Source organism: Vibrio sagamiensis NBRC 104589, from assembly GCF_007990935.1.
GTDB classification, from domain to species: Bacteria; Pseudomonadota; Gammaproteobacteria; order Enterobacterales; family Vibrionaceae; genus Vibrio; species Vibrio sagamiensis.
In genome coordinates this window covers 46,360-64,447 of record NZ_BJXJ01000011.1, presented here as the reverse complement: position 1 = coordinate 64,447, position 18,088 = coordinate 46,360, and the positions used below count along the sequence as shown (strand labels likewise).

Genomic DNA, 18,088 nt, shown 5'->3' with positions numbered 1-18,088 from the left:
TTGAGCTATAACATAAGTTATCTAGTAATAAAGCGGTTTTGCCTACGCTTAATATTTTGTGCTTTAACCAAGTAATCAAATAAAGGGGCAAACAAATTTGCGAATAAAATAGCCAACATTATCCCTTCTGGATAGGCTGGATTAAGAACACGAATAAATATGGTCATCACACCGATCAGAATACCATACATCCACTTACCTTGATTTGTGAATGCAGCTGAAACCGGGTCTGTCGCCATAAAAAATGTCCCAAATGCAACGCCACCTAAAACAAAGTGCCAGTAAAATGGCATTGAGAACATCCAGTTTGTGGACGATCCCAGCATGTTGAACATGAGTGAAGTAGCAACTAATCCCGTAAGTACACCTGCGACAATTCGCCATGAGGCAATCTTCATAAATAATAACGTCATACCAGACAAAAGGATGATTATCGTTGAGACTTCTCCCATCGATCCCGGTATTCGGCCTAAAAATGCATCTAACCAAGTCATCTGAAGACCCGTCATTGCCTGAACAAGACCTTCTTGACCACCTGCGTACCAGAGACTTAGCGGTGTCGCTCCAGAATAACCATCAACCGTTACCCAGACAAGCCCACCAGACATACTGGCAGGATAAGCGAAATATAAGAATGCTCTTCCCGCAAGAGCGGGGTTAAGAAAGTTGCGACCAGTACCACCAAAGACTTCTTTAGCGACAACGACACCAAACGTAATACCCAAAGCCGCTTGCCACAATGGAATAGTTGGGGGAAGTGTTAAAGAGAATAAGATTGAGCTGACAAAAAAGCCTTCATTGATTTCGTGCTTACGCACAATAGCGAAAAGTACTTCCCAGAAACCACCAACGGCAAATACTGTCAAATAAACCGGAAGGAAATAAGTTGCCCCAAGTAATGTTTTTCCCAGCCAGCCTGATTCAGCAATCTTGTCCAAAGAGCCCCAAACCAAATTGAGCTGCCAAGTTTCGTTGATAACTTGCTGTGCAGAACTTGAGTTAAGCCCGTGTAAAAGAACATTGCTCGACTGCAGGCCGATATTATACATTCCCCAAAACATCGTAGGTAATGCCATTAACCAAACTACAATCATGATACGTTTTAAATCAATGCTATCACGGACATGAGTGATTCCTTTGTTAACGCGACCTGGGGTATAAAACAAAGTTTCAACGGCTTCAAAGAGTGGATAGAACGTGTGATATCGGCCACCAGACGAGAATTTCGGAGCGTGTTTTTCGAAGTATCGTTTTAAACTCATAAGCATTCCTCCCAAAGACTATTACGAATACAATCTAAAAGGGATCGCTTTTTAGTAATATCAATTACAATGCCCACGTAATTTAAAGTTGGGGGGATTTGGGGATTAGTGTTTAAACGGAAGTGATTCAACATCATTCCACAAAAAGAGATTCAAGGGAAAGAGACTAAAAATTTACTGGCATATTAGTATTTATACAACAATAGAAAACTAATGGAAGCCACCAACACGATGGCTCACCACTTTTAATTGAACGTATTTTATACGTTACATGCTTCTTTAAGTGCTTTCCCTGCTTTAAAAGCAGGTACTTTTGCAGCTGCAATTTGAATATCTTCCCCTGTTCTTGGATTACGGCCAGTTCGTGCTGCACGTTCATTTACTCTAAACGTACCAAAACCAATCAGTGAGACGTCATCTCCATTTGATAACGCTTGTGTTACTCCTTCAGTAACAGCACCCAGTGCAGCTTCAGCTTTAGCTTTTGAAATATCAGCTGTTTTTGCAATGTACTCAACTAATTGTGCTTTATTCATAAGTGCTTCCTTATTAAACCTAAATGAAATAGTGGCGTACTGCCTTAACAAGCATGTGCTAAGGCGAGCTGAAGGTCAAACTTATTGATAAAAAAATAGAAATAAACATATATCTATGTGCCTTGAAGTTGCTTAATTAAAAACACACATACTAAGTATTCACACTTTGTTAGAGTTTTGTACTTATCCCAAAAAACGACAACAAAACAAACGCATCTGTGTTACATTTTAAACACACAAAAAATCAAAAAAGTCATATTTACTCAATTCAGTTAAGGGTGAACGGCTGAAAGATAAGGAATCAAATCGTGGATACATTCTTTAAAACATTTCCCTTAATAACCGAGATTCAAGTAGCATGGGGAGATATGGATGCTTTAAAACATGTTAATAATGTAATGTATTTTCGCTATTTTGAAATTGCACGTTTAGAGTATTTTAGGGCCATAACTCTAGTATTTGATTTACAGACTTGTCATGTTGGCCCAATAATCAAAGATACTCAGTGCACCTACAAGATGCCCGTTACCTTTCCTGACACTCTGTGTGTCGGTGCACGTACCACAGATATTAAAACTGATCGCTTTACCATGGAATATCAGATTTTTAGTAAAAAACTAGGCAAGATTGTTACTAAAGGATCTGCAACTATTGTTATTTTTGATTTTGAAAAAAATTGCAAAGCGACCATGCCGACAGAGATAAAGAATGCAATACTTAAACTTGAGAATTCGGTTCAAGAAATACAGTATCTAGAAAAGTAACATAAGAAAAATATACCCAAAGAACTTCAAAAGCCGCTTGGGTATATTGCCGCTTTTACCTAAATAGTACCGCGCTTCGTCATGCTCTTAACTGTTACTCTATAGCCCATCATATGATAGAAATCTTCACTTTTCTGATTAAATGACGCAACGGTCAGACCAATTTCTTCAATATCATGATGCTTAAAATCACTCTCAATCCGATCCATTAGAGATAATTCAACGCCGGCATCACGATACTCATCAGTAACAACTAGCTCGTTAATAAAACCGACCTTCTTTTTTGGTGATGTTAATGTTGCTGTATGACGGATGCTTCCAGAAACAAAGCCGACAACCTTACGATGTGAAGAGGCAATGAATGCTATGATACTGCCGTCAAAATAACGCTCAAAAATATGCTGTTTTTGTCTTATTTCCGCCATTTCTTCAGCTGAGCGATAAGACTGAGGATCACCTTTGTAGTGTGAAGCGTCTAACTCAGCTAAAAGCCCTTCTAAAAGAGGTACATCTTCTTCTCTTAATCTTCTGATATGGAAACTTTGCATATCCTCTTCCTTAATATATTGACATTTTTGTAAAAATAAAAAGCCGATCTCTTTTCTAAATCTTTCTTATTCGCAGATTAAGGTAGAATTTAACTGAAATAAACTCTCCACGTGATTATGTCCAGCATCCAGTCCCATCTGATACCCCTCTAAGAGTACGGATTGCCTCATCGAAAGACGCTGAACTTGAAAAGCATTAGGAGGCGCAATCACACGAATACAAACGCCTTTAGGTGGATTGCGAATAAACGCCAAAGACTCATTATAGTTATCTGATCTATGCAACATTGCTTCTGCTATTTGTGGGTAATCTGCGAATAATTTCTTCATTAACCAAGGAGTTTTAACAGGCTTTTTTTCATAATCGAGACAATGTGATAAGATCACTGTAATATCTTCTGCACCACGTCGATAGGCTTCACGAACAGGAATTGAATCTGCAACACCACCATCGGTATAGCATGAACCTGATACATTAGGAGTGTGTCGGTATGCAATGGGCAGAGCGGTCGTAGCTTCCATCGTATGCGAAAAGTTTTTTCGGTTGACTCGATAGTAATCAGCAGTCCCCGTATCAATATTGGTCGCAGCTGCTAAAAAAGGCATACCTTCAAAAAGCTTATCTTCATTGATAGGATATAAACGATTAGATTCCTCAAATAACCACTTCACATCAATAAGGTCACCACCTTTCAGAAATCGAGTTGGATTGAAAAATCTCTTACTTGTTGCAAGCTTAGTAATGATATTAATACTTCTATAAGGCGAATCTGTTAAGTAACCAATTAAAGTTGATGCTCCAGCCGACACCCCTATAGCAAAATCAAACGGTTTATAGTCATGTTCTAAAAAAGCATCCAAAACACCACTAGCAAAGACGCCACGCATTGCCCCCCCCTCAACGACAATTGCCTTTTTTGTCATGACTCCCCCACATCTTAACCAACAAACTTTATTCAATTTTAATGATACAAATAACATTAATAACAATGCCAACAATCTATGAATATTGCACTTATAAAGTATATCCGCAGATTGAAAACTTTCTGTTTTTTTACCCTATTTCAGTATCCGAGCAACTCACACAAAAATGGAATGCCTTAGAGTGCACCTGTAGGAGATATTTCCTATCACCAAAAGAGCTAAATAAAAACACTTTCGCCACAAAGAAAGAACAGCACAAAAAACAGTATAATCATTAATAACAAATAACAAATAACAAATAACAAATAACAGAATAGCCATTAATTAATGTAAGATAAATACATTGATTAAATTTCAGCTTCAATTTATAGTTAAATAATTACAATAATAATTGTTATAAAACCCTCTTTTCAAAAAGAATAATCTAAAGAAAAAACCAAGAAAACACCCAGGTTAGAGATATAAACTTCCAAGTATATCCTTTAAAACTAAATAGGATCACTGCGTTTAAGGAACGGAAAATTCAAGCATCAGTTAATTTACAGATTGAAAGTGACATTGCAGCCTATGAATATCATGTTGGTCCTGGAGATATATTGAACATTACTATTTAGGATCATCCTAAGCTTACTATTCCTGCAGGTTCTTATCGTAGCTTTTCTGAAGCTGGGCACTGGGTTTATGCTGACGGTAACATTTTCTATCCTTATATCGGAATAATAAAAGTTTCTGGTAAAAAATGTCCGTAAGATTCGCATTGAGATCACTAAAAAGCTTGTAAGATATATCGAAACTCCTCAAGTGGATGTTAGTGTCGCAGCTTTTCGTTCACAAAAGTCTTACATCACAGGGGGTCAATAAAGCTGGACAACAGGCTATTATGATTATTCCTTTAACTACATTAGTGCTGTAAACCTGATAGGCAGCCTTTCACCAGACGCTGATTGGCGTAATGTTACCTTAACCAGAGGTGATAACGTTCAAACTGTTTCGCTCTATGCTTTGATGAAAAAAGGGGATCTGACCGAAAATAAGCTATTAAATCCTGGTGACATCGTACATATTCTTAGAAATGATGCTCAGAAAGTCTTTGTTATGGGCAAAGTCAATGACTCTAAATTATTAAAAATTGATCGTGCAGGAATGAGCCTTACTGAAGCGTTAAGTCATGTGGAGAGAATCAATCAAGTTTCAGCTGACACAAGTGGAGTATTCGTTATAAGACGTTCAAAAGAAAAAGATGTGGCTGCCGATATTCTTCAACTTAACATTTCTGATACTGCTGCCTTGGTGATTGGTACTGAGTTTGATTTAAATCCTTATGACATTGTCTATGCGACAGCCAAGATCTTATCCTAGTAATGGAACAAGGCCACATTGAAGCCCTGAAAGATATTGCCCCAGAAGCAAGAGGGAAAACCATGCTATTTGGTCACAGGATCGAGTCTATCGATATCCCAGTTCCTTCTGAAAAAAGTAAAGAGGCCTTTGTACATACTTTTTCTTTATTAAAAAAGGCTGCAGATTCATGGGTAAAAATTATAGGCAACAAAAATAATAGTAAGCAGTAATGAATAATATAAAAAACTCCGCAGTGGACAGTATGGATGATGAAATCGATTTAAGACAACTTTTCAGCATCCTAATTAATTCTAAATGTTTGATTATCTAATTTATTTTATTCTTCACCGCACTTGATCTAGCTTTTGTGCAACTTTCATCACCCATATTTAAAGCAGATGCACTCATTCAGATTGAAAAGAAAAATTCTGGATGTATTTCTGAGATGGTTGGGTATATGGGAGAGTTTTTCTCCTCAGAAGCTTCCTGCACAACTGAGATGGAGTTCCTAAAATCACGCATGTTAGTTGAACATAGAATATAATTCACAAAAATAACAATTCAGTTAATAGTTTTTTTTAAAAATTCAAACAAGCACCTCATTAATGATATAAAAGTTATTATTTGGTGACAAAGTTCACACCTATTAACAAATAGATCAATTACTCTTTCTCGTTTTCACACTCCGCTGATACCCTTCATACCGCCTTGAAGTGAACTCAATGTGCATAACTATAAGGAGTATTCTCATGAATACCAAGAAACCGATGTCGCTAACCAGCCGAGTTATTTTAGGTATGGTCGCGGGTATCTTGACAGGGTTTGCAATCCGCACTCTGTTTTCCGACAACGGATTTGTCGACACATATATCGTTAATGGATTGTTTGAAGTAGGTGGACAAATATTTGTCGCAAGCCTAAAGATGCTTGTTGTACCGCTTATCTTTGTATCGCTGGTTTGTGGTACCAGTTCTTTAAAAGATTTATCAACATTAGGACGTATGGGAGGGAAGACTCTTGCTTTCTACATAACAACGACCGCCGTTGCCATTACGTTGGCACTCACCATGGGGACCTTGTTCCAACCTGGAGCAGGCGCAGACCTTACCGCGGCCAGCTCATTTAAGTCAGCTGAAGCTCCATCGCTGGGACAAGTAATTATTAATATGTTCCCGACCAACCCTATCAGTGCCATGGCTGAAGGGAAAACATTACAAGTCATCGTATTCGCTGTATTATTTGGAATTGCAATTAGTGCATCTGGTAAGCCTGGTGAACGCATTGCTGCTTTTTTCTCCGACATCAATGAAGTAATCATGAAACTGGTTGCGATATTAATGAATCTAGCGCCATATGGTGTGTTCTTCTTAATGGCCAAACTGTTTACTGGCTTAGGATTAAGCGCGATCTTTACTCTCGCTGAATATTTCCTAGTTCTAGCGGGTACTTTGTTAATTCATGGACTAGTGACTTACAGCCTCATGCTTAAAACCTTCACTGGGTTAAGTCCGATAACTTTCCTGAAAAAGATGAAAGATGCCGTAATGTTTGCATTTTCTACCGCATCATCTAATGCCACCATTCCAGTCACTATGGAAACAGCGAAGTATCGCATGGGTGTTGAAAACCGAGTTTCATCTTTCACAATCCCACTCGGCGCAACAATAAACATGGATGGCACGGCAATCATGCAAGGTGTCGCGACAGCCTTCATTGCTCAAGCTTTCAACATAGACCTAACAATGGGTGATTACTTAATGGTCATCTTAACGGCGACATTAGCATCAATTGGTACTGCCGGAGTCCCTGGTGTTGGGCTTATTATGCTTGCTATGGTTCTAAACCAGGTTGGCCTTCCACTAGAAGGGATAGGCTTGATTATGGGTGTTGATCGTCTTCTAGATATGATTCGTACTGCCGTCAATATCACTGGTGATAGTGCTGTAACCGTCATTGTTGCTAAATCTGAAGGTGCTTTGGATGAAAACTGCTTTAATAACCCAACCGCTGGGTTAGCAGAAGAAAAAGTCAGTCTTTCGAAAGCATAAAATATTTATCTGTAAATCAGAGTAAATCAGACATTTTAACAGCCCCTGAGCTTGCGTTCAGGGGCTGTTTTTTTAACGAGACTTGTTTAGTTTATAAAACAACGTCGATAACGGAGGGAGGCTTAATTGCAAAGATTGTGATAAAGATTGACTCTCTTTATTGTCAGTTTTTACTGTAGGGAACACCGAAAAACCACTGCCTGCGTATTCGCTATCATCAGTATTAAGCAGTAACTGATAAGAACCTTTAGTTGGGACACCTAAACGAAAATCTTCGTGTGGTACGGGGGTAAAGTTGGTGATGACTAAAATACGCTCGCCATCTTTACTGATCCGTTCATGTGCTAAGATGCTAGTGTTAGCCTCATCTTGAAGACGCCACTCAAACCCTGATGGTGCGCAGTCTTGATCATACAAAGCCACTTCACTGCGATATAAATGATTCAAGTCTCTAACCAGCTTCTGAACACCTTGATGGCGTTCGAAATCGAGTAAAAACCACTGCAGCTGATCGTCGTGATTCCACTCTGCAGTTTGACCTAGCTCTGCGCCCATAAAGTTTAATTTTTTACCTGGCTGCCCATACATGTAGCCGTAAAACGCCCTCAAATTAGCGGTTTTCTGCCATTCATCACCGGGCATTTTGTCATGGATCGCCCCCTTGCCGTAAACAACTTCATCATGAGATAAAGACAGAACATAGTTCTCGCTGTGTGCGTAGACCAGTGGGAATGTAATCGTATTATGATGGTATTTACGATGAATCGGATCTTGCTTAATGTAGGAAAGGCTGTCATGCATCCAACCCATATTCCATTTAAAGCCGAAACCTAAGCCTCCAATGAAAGTTGGTGCAGATACGCCAGGAAATGCGGTGGACTCCTCTGCTATAGTCATAGCGTTCGGGAAGTGTTTATAAACCTCTTCATTCATCCATTTTAATGTGGCTATCGCATCATAATTTTCATTCCCACCATCCACGTTTGGAATCCATTGGTCATGACTACGGGAGTAATCAAGGTAAAGCATGGAAGCAACAGCATCGACACGGATACCATCAATATGGAATTGTTCAAACCAATAAAGCGCATTTGAAACCAAAAAACGACGCACATGCTCGCGTCCAAGGTCATAAATATACGAATTCCAATCTTGATGCCAACCACGACGTGGGTCGGGATCATGGTAAAGAGGTGTACCATCGAAGTTTGCTAACCCGTGATCATCAGATGGAAAATGAGCGGGAACCCAATCCAGCACGACTCCTAATCCAGCTTGATGACATGCATCGACAAAAAATTTGAAATCATCTGGGGAACCATAACGACTCGTTGGTGCAAAAAGGCCGACGGGTTGATACCCCCAAGAACCATAAAATGGGTGTTCTGAGACTGGCATCAATTCAACATGGGTGTACCCCATATCCACAAGATAAGGAACAAGCTTTTCAGCCAATTGACGATAATTTAAAAACTCACCATCCGTGTGACGCATCCATGATCCAGCATGAAGCTCATAAAAGGACAGGGCTTCATCACGCTTTTGAGTTACTGGTCGCTGCTGCCATTTGCTATCTTGCCACTGATAACGATTATGATCATAAGTTATTGAAGCAAATGAAGGGTATTGCTCTGAGAAAAATCCCCAAGGATCTTGCTTGTGTGGTAAGCCCTCTCCATTTGGTCCTTTAATTTCGAATTTATATTGAACACCTTCTTCTAAACCAGGAATAAACAACCCCCACATTCCATAGTCAAGACGCTGCATGGGGTGACGTCGCCCATCCCACTGGTTAAAGCAGCCAACCAAACTCATTGCAGAAGCGTGAGGCGCATAAACCAAAAATCGAATACCCGTGACATTCTTACCGCCGCGCTCAAGCGCAACAAACTGTGCACCCATATGACGATACATATGGATCGGGGTATGCAGGTGTTCATACTCTGGGTAAATATTGTGGTACTGATACGGGTCGTCCACCAGCTGCTCGACGCCATTCCAATCTACGGCAAGCTGATAATGGGTAAAGTGTAAGTCACCTTGTTCTTTTAGAATAAAACCACTTTCCCCTTCACGTTCCAAAGGCATCCGCGATTGGTCTGCAAGTAATAACTCGACCTTATCAGCACCTGGCATCCAAACACGTAATGAGCCTTCACTTTGATCAATGAATGGGCCAAGCGTTGCAAAAGGGTCAGCGTAAGACGCCTTTTCGAGTTGATCGTAAAAGTGTTGATATTTTTTCTTAGCCTTGGTTTTCAAATTTTTCTCCCTAGCGCATCTATCCCTGCTCTGAATGCAAAGTAAAGGGACTCGACATTCCACAGCCAGTTGTTGTGAAATCACAAAAACGCGACAAATAGCTCAAACCATGCAAAAAAGCCCGCAATGTACACGGGCCATTAACGGTACAACATACTACATCATTTGCGCCGATTTTATGAGTGGCATGATCAATACTTTAGACAATAATTGCTCTCTCGAGGCGACTCATTGAACTGGCAGCCGAAGGTAACTCCCATTCTACGATGCCACCTGAGCTCTCACTTCCGTTAAGCGCTGTGCCAAGCGATTAACTTGTTCACGGCTAAAAATTTCGTCAAGATTGATAGATAACTTGCGTCGCCAGTTGGGGTATTCATCGACCGTACCTGGAATATTGACCGGTTTGTCCATTTCTAACCAATCTTCGAGCTGTACACTCAAAAACGCACTGTTTCCGGCTGCAAGGTGAAGTTGCAAAGCTTCTGCTAAGTGCCCATCCATTGGGACGTATTGTGCGTCGCGACCAACGCCTTCTGGTAAATAACCATGGCCAAAGACACTATCTAAAATACCTTGCTTACAGTTCAGGCGATCATCAAATAAACCATCGAGTTGTGGTTTATCTTGATATAAACCAATCTCTTGCCCAATTTTTAAATCATCACAATGCCAAAAACCACGTAGGGTTGGCATATCATGGGTACACAGTGTAGCCATTGCTTGAGCTGCGTAGTGTTTTGGTGAAATGAATCCGCCGTCATGCTCCGAGGTTTCAAAGAAGAAGACCTTGTACGAATACACTCCAGCTTCTTGAAGAAGCGTGACGATTTCTTCGGGAACCGTTCCGAGATCTTCCCCAATAACCGAGCATTGCTGACGATGAGATTCCAAAGCAAGAATAGAAAGCATCTGCTTAACGGGATAATACAAATAAGCCCCTTCTGTTGCTTTTTGCCCTTTTGGAATCCACCACAAACGAAGTAAGCCAAGGATATGGTCAATCCGAAGTGCACCACAGTACTTCATATTGGCACGTAATAACTGAATGAAAGCCTCAAAGCCTGTTGACTCAAGCGCTTGAGGATTAAAAGGAGGTAACCCCCAATTCTGTCCCTGTGGTCCAAGAATATCTGGCGGCGCACCAATACTCGCACCTAACACTAAGTTGCGTCCATGATCTGCCCACGCTTCACTGCCAGAATCCGCAACCCCAACAGCAAGATCACGATAAAGCCCAACTTGCATACCTTTTTCCATCGCAAGTACTTGTGCTTCTCTGATTTGCTCATCTGCTATCCACTGTAAATACATATAAAGGTGGACTGTATCACGGCTTTCTTTAATGAACTTTTGCGTCGCTACTGCTTCAAACTTACGATATTTATCTGGGAAAACAGGCCAACCCCAAACTTCTGGGTCTTTCGCTCTTAAACTGCTATGTAGGGCGTCAAACGTGGCGTGACATAACAAACTTTCTCCACCTTGTTCAACAAAGTCTAAAAAGGCTTGAGCTCGGCTGGTGTTGTTATCCAAATGGCGCACTTTAAACTCTTGGTATAACAAGGGCAGTACACTCATCTTTAGAGCAGAGACTTCAGAATAGTTCACCCAATGTGATTCTCGGACTGCTCGCAGGCGCTGTTGGAAATCTGTACTACCAACCAGTTGCTGTGCCGGAGTACTCAACACAAACTCTGGAACAGAACTCACATCGATATACATGATATTCAGCCAGCGACGAGAAGAAGGGCTATATGGGCTGGCACTCTCTGGGTTAGCTGGAAAAAGAGAATGAATTGGATTTAATCCAATAAAGTCTCCTCCTCTAGATCCGATATCGCTGACAAGCTGCTTCAAGTCACCAAAATCGCCTATTCCCCAATTATGTACCGAACGAAGGGTATAAAGCTGAATGCTAGGTCCCCAAAGTTTCTTGTCTTGCTCTAAAGCGGCTTGCTTAAAACAGGTTTGAGGGGTGATGATCAAAGACATCTCATAAGGTGCCTTCCGGCGTTTACGGAACAGCGTTAGCTTATGATATCCCCAAGGTAAAGATTGAGGTAAAGAGAAGACGAGCTCTCCTCCTTGTGCACGTTCATCCCGAATTATCTGAGACTGCAGATAACCTTCAAAACACTCCCCTTGCTCTGTATTCAAACGCCAACTGAAATCACTGCCTCGAGCACTCTTTCCTAGGCTTAATTCGATCTCGATAGGTTCATTATCTCGAAGCACTAGAACCGGCGCTAACACCTCTTTTTTCTGCTTTTTCTCCAATGACTTTAACAGTGTTTCTTCATTAGTAACATCATAACCTAATGATGAGAGCAGTGAGATTAACGTGGTGTGCGGAACACTCACCTCTTCCCCCCAAGCAGTAACATAACGCTCAGATAATTGCGCACTCTCGGCTGCTTTTTGTAATACTGTCTGAGCTTTCATCGCTTCACTGCCTCTAGTTTCCAGATATGATTGACGTAATCTCTGATCGAACGATCAGAGGTAAATTTGCCCATCAAAGCCGTATTAAGGATCGCTTTCTTTGCCCATCCCGGCTGATCTCTGTATTGCTTCTCCATATCTTCATGTGCCTCGATGTAGGAAGCAAAATCTGCCAGACATAAGTAAGGATCACCACCATCGAGCAGACTGTCATAGGTCGCACGAAGCAGGCCAGGCTGACCTGGAGAAAACTCTTCGCCAAGTAATAACTCCATAGAAGCTTTCAATAGTGGATCAGCATGATAATAGTCAAACGGGTTATATCCTTTCGCTTTCAACGCTTTCACTTCTTCAATATTTAAGCCAAAGATGTAAATATTTTCCTCTCCCACTTCCTCACGGATCTCGACATTCGCCCCATCCATCGTACCAATGGTCAATGCCCCATTCAGTGCCAACTTCATGTTGCCCGTTCCCGAAGCCTCTTTGCCAGCCAAGGAGATTTGTTGTGACACATCAGCAGCAGGGATAATAAGCTCCGCCATGCTGACTCGGTAATCCGGAATAAACACCACTTTAAGTAAGCCACCAATTCGGGGATCATTATTGATTTTTTCTGCAATCTTGTTGATGGCAAAGATGATTTCTTTCGCAAGATGATAGCCAGGAGCGGCTTTCGCTGCAAAGAACACAACACGAGGTGTACATTCAAACTTAGGCTGATTGAGAATGCGATAATAAAGAGATAAGACATGCAGTAAGTCAAGATGCTGACGCTTGTATTCATGCAGACGTTTAATCTGTACATCGAAAATTGCATTCGAATCTAGCTCAATCCCCATATTATCTTTGACCCAATTCGCCAAACGAATTTTATTATTCTTCTTGACGGCCATGAACGCTTTCTGGAATGCCTCATCCGTAGCGAAATGTGCAATCGCTTCTAGTTGCTCTAGCTTTACAGGCCACTCGGAGCCTATTTTTTGAGTGATAAGTTGTGATAAACCTGGGTTACAGAACTTCAACCAACGACGTGGAGTGATGCCGTTAGTGACATTATGTAACCGAGTCGGGAACATTTGATGAAACTCAGGAAACAGATCTTTTTTGACCAATTCAGAGTGAAGGGCAGCCACACCATTAACCGCATAAGAGCCAATAACACACAAATTAGACATACGAACCATGCGATGAAAGCCGTCCTCTATAATAGACAGTTTCTGTTGCTTCGACACATCACCCGGCCACATCGATCTGACTTCTTGTAAAAAACGATGATTGATTTCATAAATAATTTCCATATGACGTGGCAACAAATGCTGAATCAATGATTCTGGCCATGTCTCCAACGCCTCAGGCAATAAGGTATGGTTGGTATAGGCAAAGGTCTTAGAACTTATTGCCCATGCTTTCTCCCATCGCAGACCTTTTTCATCAATCAAAATTCGCATCAACTCCGGAATAGCAATCGATGGATGTGTATCATTGAGTTGAATCGTCTCTTGTTTGGGTAAGTCTTCTATTGCATAACCTAGCGCTTCGTGGCGACGTAAAATGTCACGAATCGATGCAGCAGAATGGAAGTATTGCTGCATGAGACGAAGTGTTTTACCTTTTTGATGATTATCATTTGGATATAAAACTTTGGTAATGTTCCCTGCATCGATAAGAGCATGCTGCGCCTCAAAATAATCCCCGTTATTAAAGCTATCCAATGAAAACGGGGCAATCGCTCGACATTCCCAAAGACGAAGAGGGTAAACCGTATCCGACTCATAGCCAACAATGGGTAGATCCCAAGGCATAGCTTTTACATTCATATTAGGCACCCATCTTCGGACCTGTTCTCCCTCATGGCTCACTGCTTCAACATGGCCGTAGAATCCGATCTCTTGAGCAAGCTCAGGTCGTGCAACCTCCCACGGGTAACCTTCAATACCTCGCCAAGAGTCTGGTGCTTCTTGCTGTCTGCCTTGTTTAAAAGATTGTTTGAATAAACCATATTCATAATGGAGCCCATAGCCGACCGTAGGAAACTCTTGTGCTGCACACGAATCCATATAGCAAGCAGCTAAACGACCTAAACCACCATTGCCTAACGAGGGGTCACGCTCTTCCTCGAGTAAATCAGAGATTGAGTGGCCTAATTCTTCCATTGCTTCTGCCACAGACTCATAAATGCCCATGCTAATTAGGTTATTTCCCGTTAATCGTCCGATAAGAAATTCTAAAGAAAGATAGTTCACGCTTTTGGCTTGCTGAATTCTTGGGTCTGCCTCGGTAGCAAGTAAGTCACATGTTGTAAACTCCGCCAATGCACGCCCCATAGCGAGGTACCATGCTCTATTATCAGCACGAGCAGGAGTTTGAGCATAACTCACAGATAAATGCTTACGCACACTCGCTTGAAACGCTTCTTTATCAAATTTTTTTTGTTGAATTGGTTTCATAAAACAGTCCTTAATGTCCTTGTTCATATGCATACCAAATATCGTGCATCGGTAATACCAAACACACATCATCCCTGACCATGATCATTGGGGGGATGAGAGCACCAACCTAAGGGGGCGTAGAAAAAATGAATCGAGTTATCTACCCAAGTGACCTTAAAGACTTGAGTAAAGATAATCGACGCTCTAAGAGGCAAAGTGCCTTATTTAGTGCAACATAGGATGTAATTCACATCCACCTCGGACAAAAAAGAGAGTTTGATCGCATATTTAGGGCGTAGTTAATCAAAGTCATATAAGTGGGCAAAAATTAGGAAGTGGATCAATTCAGGCACAATGTTGATATCGTAACATGGCGATACCTAAGTGACATCAAGCTACTGGGGATAACACTAAACTTTTACTTTCACGCAATTTTCACTTTCACTCAATAAAGTGACAACATTGACGTTGCTCAGATAAGGACATCACGACGAATGTGGATACCATCAAAGCTTATTCGTCCAAGCCATTCACAACATTCGATTACACGCCCACGTCTATTAAAGCTCCTCAGACAAGCATCGAATAATAAATTAGTGCTCTTCCGTTCGCCCGCTGGGTATGGCAAAACCACCATCGTCACTCAATGGTTAGCGGATAAGACTCATGTTGGTTGGTTCAGTATCGATATAAACGATAATGATGAGTTTTACTTTATGAGCTATCTCGTCCAAGCCCTCAATAAAGCGACAAAAGGTCATTTTGAAAAAGTAAAAAAGCTCACTGAAAAGCGTCAATACCACTCACCAAATGCACTAGTGAGCGAAATTGTTGCTGTGGTAACACGCTTTAAGCAACCTTGTTATCTTGTCTTGGATGATTACCACTTAATCAAAAACCTTCAGATTCATGAATCGATGCGTTTCTTTTTAAAGCATATCCCGGACAACCTCACGCTCATTGTGACAAGCAGAGCAGCCTTACCTCTAGGGACGGCTAGCCTCCGTGTAAATGGCTTATTACTAGAAATTGACAGCTCTAAATTAGCATTTAATCAGGAAGAAACATTGCGTTTTTTTAATCAGCGCAACAATAAAGTGAACAAAATACAAGCCAGAGATATTTGTCATTATGTCGAAGGTTGGCCTTCAGCTCTCCAGCTCATCGCTCTGCAAACACCAATGCAAAGCCCTCTTTTCACCCAAGATGTTATCACGAGCTATCCATTTGACCCTTGCCATGTATGGGATTACTTAATGGAAGAAGTATTTGAACTTTTAGACTCGGACATCCAACACTTTTTAATGCAAGTTTCCGTTCTAGAACACTTCAACGAAAAGTTAGTGCTTACTTTAACGCAACGATCCGATAGTTTGAGCATGCTTGAATCACTCAATCGCTATGGGTTGTTTATATACCCTCTAGAAGGAGAGCAAAACTGGTATCGCTTTCATAATTTATTTGCAGAGTTTTTGTCTCACCAACGTTTAACTCGTCTCCCTCAAATGGAGAAAATACTGCACCATCAGGCCGCACTGGCATGGGTGGAACAAGAAAATCCATACCGGGCACTTGCTCATGCTCAACAAACAAAGGACTCTGACTTAATCATTGAGATACTCGAAGGCTATGGCTGGAAAATGTTTCATCGAGGCGCACTCACCGAGCTAGAAAGTGCTATCGATCAACTTGATCGCGATCTTCTCTATCATCATCCGAAGCTGTCCATTTTACAAGCATGGTTAGCGCAAAGTCAGCACCGCTTTGATCAAGTCTCTGAACTACTTTCTCATGCAGAAGTTGAGCACCTAAAACGAAACATTACCCTAGGGACTAACTACCAAGGTCAATCGAACGCATTACTTGCTCAAGTTGCCATCAATAGCAATGACCCTCAAAGAGCTCTTATATTAGCCGAACAAGCGTTAAGTCAATTAGACTCCACGGTATATCTCAGCCGAATCGTTGCAATTTCAGTCATTGGAGAGGTTAACCATGTACTGGGGCGATTGGATCAAGCGCTGTCCATAATGCAACAAACTGAAAAATTGGCTCGCCAACATCAAGTGTACCACCAAGTTCTTTGGGCAATTCTTCAGCAAAGTGAAATCATGATCGCTAGAAGTGACTTTCAAACTGCCTATGAGCTTCAAAATACGGCATTCCGTCTGATAGAAGAACAACAGCTACAACACATCCCTCTGCATGAATTTCTTCTCCGCTTAAGAGCTCAGCTTTACTGCTCTTGGAATCAGTTGGACGAAGCCGAAGTTTGTATCCAAAAAGGGCTTAGCATCATAGGTGAAAACCAAAGTAACCACTTACATTGTTATTCTATGTTAGCCAGAATTTCTCTCTTACGAGGCGACGTTGATAGCGCAAGCACCTTTGTTGAACATATACAACGGCTGATGCAACACTCTCTTTATCACGCAGACTGGATCGCTAATGCTTCTCTATCTTTGTTACTTTATTGGCAAGAGAAAAAAGACACCAAAGCGATTCAAAGTTGGCTTGATCAGGCGATAAAGCCCAAAAAGGCAACAAACCACTTCCAGCAACTACAATGGCGCAATGTTGCTCGAGCCTACATCAGTTTACATCACTGGGAAAAAGCTCGTCAGGTCATTGATTTTCTGAAAGAAGAAGCAACACGTCATCAGTTGCTAACCGATTCTAGACGAAACTCAGTGATAGAAGCCGTCCTGACTTTACAACAAAGTAATGAACAGCAAGCCATATCAATACTACACAAAATCATAGATGTCGATCCTAACAACATCATCATCGGCGAACTTCTCTATGATAAACATGTGATTGGTCACTTATTTGCGCCACTTATCGAGGCTAAAAAGTTAAAGAGAAAAGTAGGCCGGCTTACAGAGAGCCCATCAACCCACAATAGACATAAAACTGAAAGCGATATCTCTTTTAGTCAGGCATTGATTAAGCAATTACTCAAACATCCTGATATACCAAACTGCCTAAAAACCAGCCCTCTGACTCAAAGAGAATGGCAAGTTTTAGGGCTTATATATTCTGGCGTAAAAAATGAACAAATTGCACTGAAGCTAGAGATCGCAGGGACCACCGTTAAAACGCATATACGAAACTTATATCAAAAGCTAAGCATCACAGAAAGAAAACAAGCGATTCAAATAGCGACGCAATTACTACGGCTCACGCAATCATCTTCATCCGATGGCACTCATATCCAGTGATGCTAATGCAACAAGTTTTTTTGATGGATAAATCAAGATCAGTGCAAAATGCAAACAAGATAAGAAGTCAGTTGCACTTACGTTGGGATAAAAAAATAGCCAACCGCAAGAAACGCGATTGGCTTATATATAATGTGAACAATATTCATTCACTAACAACGTCAGTTGGCTAGGTGACCCTCGGCTTAGTAAGGGTCGAAAAACATTATGCATTAATCATGCCATGTTGTGAATACATTTTTTAGTGACGATGATCACACTAATTCATTATCAACCGACAGAGCAATGCAAAATGCAAAAGCAAA

The 18,088-nt window shown here is 41.1% G+C and carries 11 protein-coding genes and 2 pseudogenes; 6 read left to right on the top strand and 7 right to left on the bottom strand.

What is annotated here, in order from left to right:
• Positions 1-17: 17 nt before the first annotated feature.
• Together VSA01S_RS07135 and VSA01S_RS07130 are read right to left on the bottom strand one after the other, a co-directional pair.
• Positions 18-1,262, bottom strand: coding sequence for an NADH:ubiquinone reductase (Na(+)-transporting) subunit B (locus VSA01S_RS07135; RefSeq protein ID WP_039981746.1), 1,245 nt, complete (start codon positions 1,260-1,262; stop codon positions 18-20).
• Between the two features lie 260 nt (positions 1,263-1,522).
• Positions 1,523-1,828 carry an HU family DNA-binding protein gene (locus VSA01S_RS07130; RefSeq protein WP_258007727.1) on the bottom strand — a complete coding sequence of 102 codons (306 nt, stop codon included), beginning with the start codon at positions 1,826-1,828 and terminating at the stop codon, positions 1,523-1,525.
• Positions 1,829-2,106: 278 nt separating this feature from the next.
• Between VSA01S_RS07130 and VSA01S_RS07125 the strand changes: the two genes are divergently transcribed.
• Positions 2,107-2,562, top strand: coding sequence for an acyl-CoA thioesterase (locus VSA01S_RS07125; protein ID WP_039981742.1), 456 nt, complete (start codon positions 2,107-2,109; stop codon positions 2,560-2,562).
• 59 nt (positions 2,563-2,621) lie between these two features.
• Here the strand turns inward: VSA01S_RS07125 and VSA01S_RS07120 are convergent, their stop codons facing one another.
• Entirely contained in the window at positions 2,622-3,110 is a 489-nt protein-coding gene (locus tag VSA01S_RS07120) for a GNAT family N-acetyltransferase (RefSeq protein WP_039981740.1), read from the bottom strand.
• A gap of 66 nt (positions 3,111-3,176) precedes the next feature.
• Positions 3,177-4,034, bottom strand: a complete 858-nt coding sequence (locus tag VSA01S_RS07115; RefSeq protein WP_039981793.1) for a patatin-like phospholipase family protein — start codon at positions 4,032-4,034, stop codon at positions 3,177-3,179.
• Positions 4,035-4,591: 557 nt separating this feature from the next.
• Between VSA01S_RS07115 and VSA01S_RS20290 the strand changes: the two are divergent.
• From VSA01S_RS20290 to VSA01S_RS07095, 4 genes and pseudogenes are all read left to right on the top strand, one after another.
• Positions 4,592-5,390, top strand: a pseudogene (locus VSA01S_RS20290) (polysaccharide export protein); the annotation flags it as partial.
• Positions 5,366-5,605 (top strand): annotated as a pseudogene (locus VSA01S_RS07105) (arsenate reductase/protein-tyrosine-phosphatase family protein); the annotation flags it as partial. The pseudogenes VSA01S_RS20290 and VSA01S_RS07105, both read left to right, overlap by 25 nt.
• 104 nt (positions 5,606-5,709) lie before the next feature.
• Positions 5,710-5,919 (top strand): hypothetical protein, encoded by a 210-nt coding sequence (locus VSA01S_RS20545; protein ID WP_371860774.1) that lies wholly within the window; start codon positions 5,710-5,712, stop codon positions 5,917-5,919.
• A gap of 205 nt (positions 5,920-6,124) precedes the next feature.
• Complete coding sequence (locus VSA01S_RS07095; RefSeq protein ID WP_039981738.1) at positions 6,125-7,423, top strand: dicarboxylate/amino acid:cation symporter; 1,299 nt, start codon at positions 6,125-6,127, stop codon at positions 7,421-7,423.
• Between the two features lie 72 nt (positions 7,424-7,495).
• Here VSA01S_RS07095 and glgB read toward each other — a convergent pair whose 3' ends face one another.
• The 3 genes from glgB to VSA01S_RS07080 all read right to left on the bottom strand — a co-directional run bounded on the left by glgB (position 7,496) and on the right by VSA01S_RS07080 (position 14,580).
• Entirely contained in the window at positions 7,496-9,685 is a 2,190-nt protein-coding gene (glgB, locus tag VSA01S_RS07090) for a 1,4-alpha-glucan branching protein GlgB (RefSeq protein WP_021708372.1), read from the bottom strand.
• A 261-nt stretch (positions 9,686-9,946) separates the two neighbouring features.
• Positions 9,947-12,130 (bottom strand): 4-alpha-glucanotransferase, encoded by a 2,184-nt coding sequence (gene malQ, locus VSA01S_RS07085; protein WP_039981736.1) that lies wholly within the window; start codon positions 12,128-12,130, stop codon positions 9,947-9,949.
• Positions 12,127-14,580 carry a glycogen/starch/alpha-glucan phosphorylase gene (locus VSA01S_RS07080; RefSeq protein WP_103021898.1) on the bottom strand — a complete coding sequence of 818 codons (2,454 nt, stop codon included), beginning with the start codon at positions 14,578-14,580 and terminating at the stop codon, positions 12,127-12,129. The genes malQ and VSA01S_RS07080 overlap by 4 nt, the downstream gene beginning before the upstream one ends.
• Before the next feature lie 476 nt (positions 14,581-15,056).
• On the opposite strand from VSA01S_RS07080, the gene malT reads away from it, so the two are divergent.
• On the top strand, positions 15,057-17,783 hold the full coding sequence (gene malT / locus VSA01S_RS07075; RefSeq protein ID WP_050567303.1) for an HTH-type transcriptional regulator MalT: 2,727 nt from the start codon (positions 15,057-15,059) through the stop codon (positions 17,781-17,783).
• Positions 17,784-18,088 lie beyond the last annotated feature (305 nt).

Excerpts from the sequence above, each read along its gene's own strand:
- VSA01S_RS07135 (WP_039981746.1), bottom strand. The coding sequence starts at position 1,262 with ATGAGTTTAAAACGATACTTCGAAAAACACGCTCCGAAATTCTCGTCT.
- VSA01S_RS07120 (WP_039981740.1), bottom strand. The coding sequence starts at position 3,110 with ATGCAAAGTTTCCATATCAGAAGATTAAGAGAAGAAGATGTACCTCTT.
- VSA01S_RS07115 (WP_039981793.1), bottom strand. The coding sequence starts at position 4,034 with ATGACAAAAAAGGCAATTGTCGTTGAGGGGGGGGCAATGCGTGGCGTC.
- VSA01S_RS07095 (WP_039981738.1), top strand. The coding sequence starts at position 6,125 with ATGAATACCAAGAAACCGATGTCGCTAACCAGCCGAGTTATTTTAGGT.
- malQ (WP_039981736.1), bottom strand. The coding sequence starts at position 12,130 with ATGAAAGCTCAGACAGTATTACAAAAAGCAGCCGAGAGTGCGCAATTA.
- VSA01S_RS07080 (WP_103021898.1), bottom strand. The coding sequence starts at position 14,580 with ATGAAACCAATTCAACAAAAAAAATTTGATAAAGAAGCGTTTCAAGCG.
- malT (WP_050567303.1), top strand. The coding sequence starts at position 15,057 with ATGTGGATACCATCAAAGCTTATTCGTCCAAGCCATTCACAACATTCG.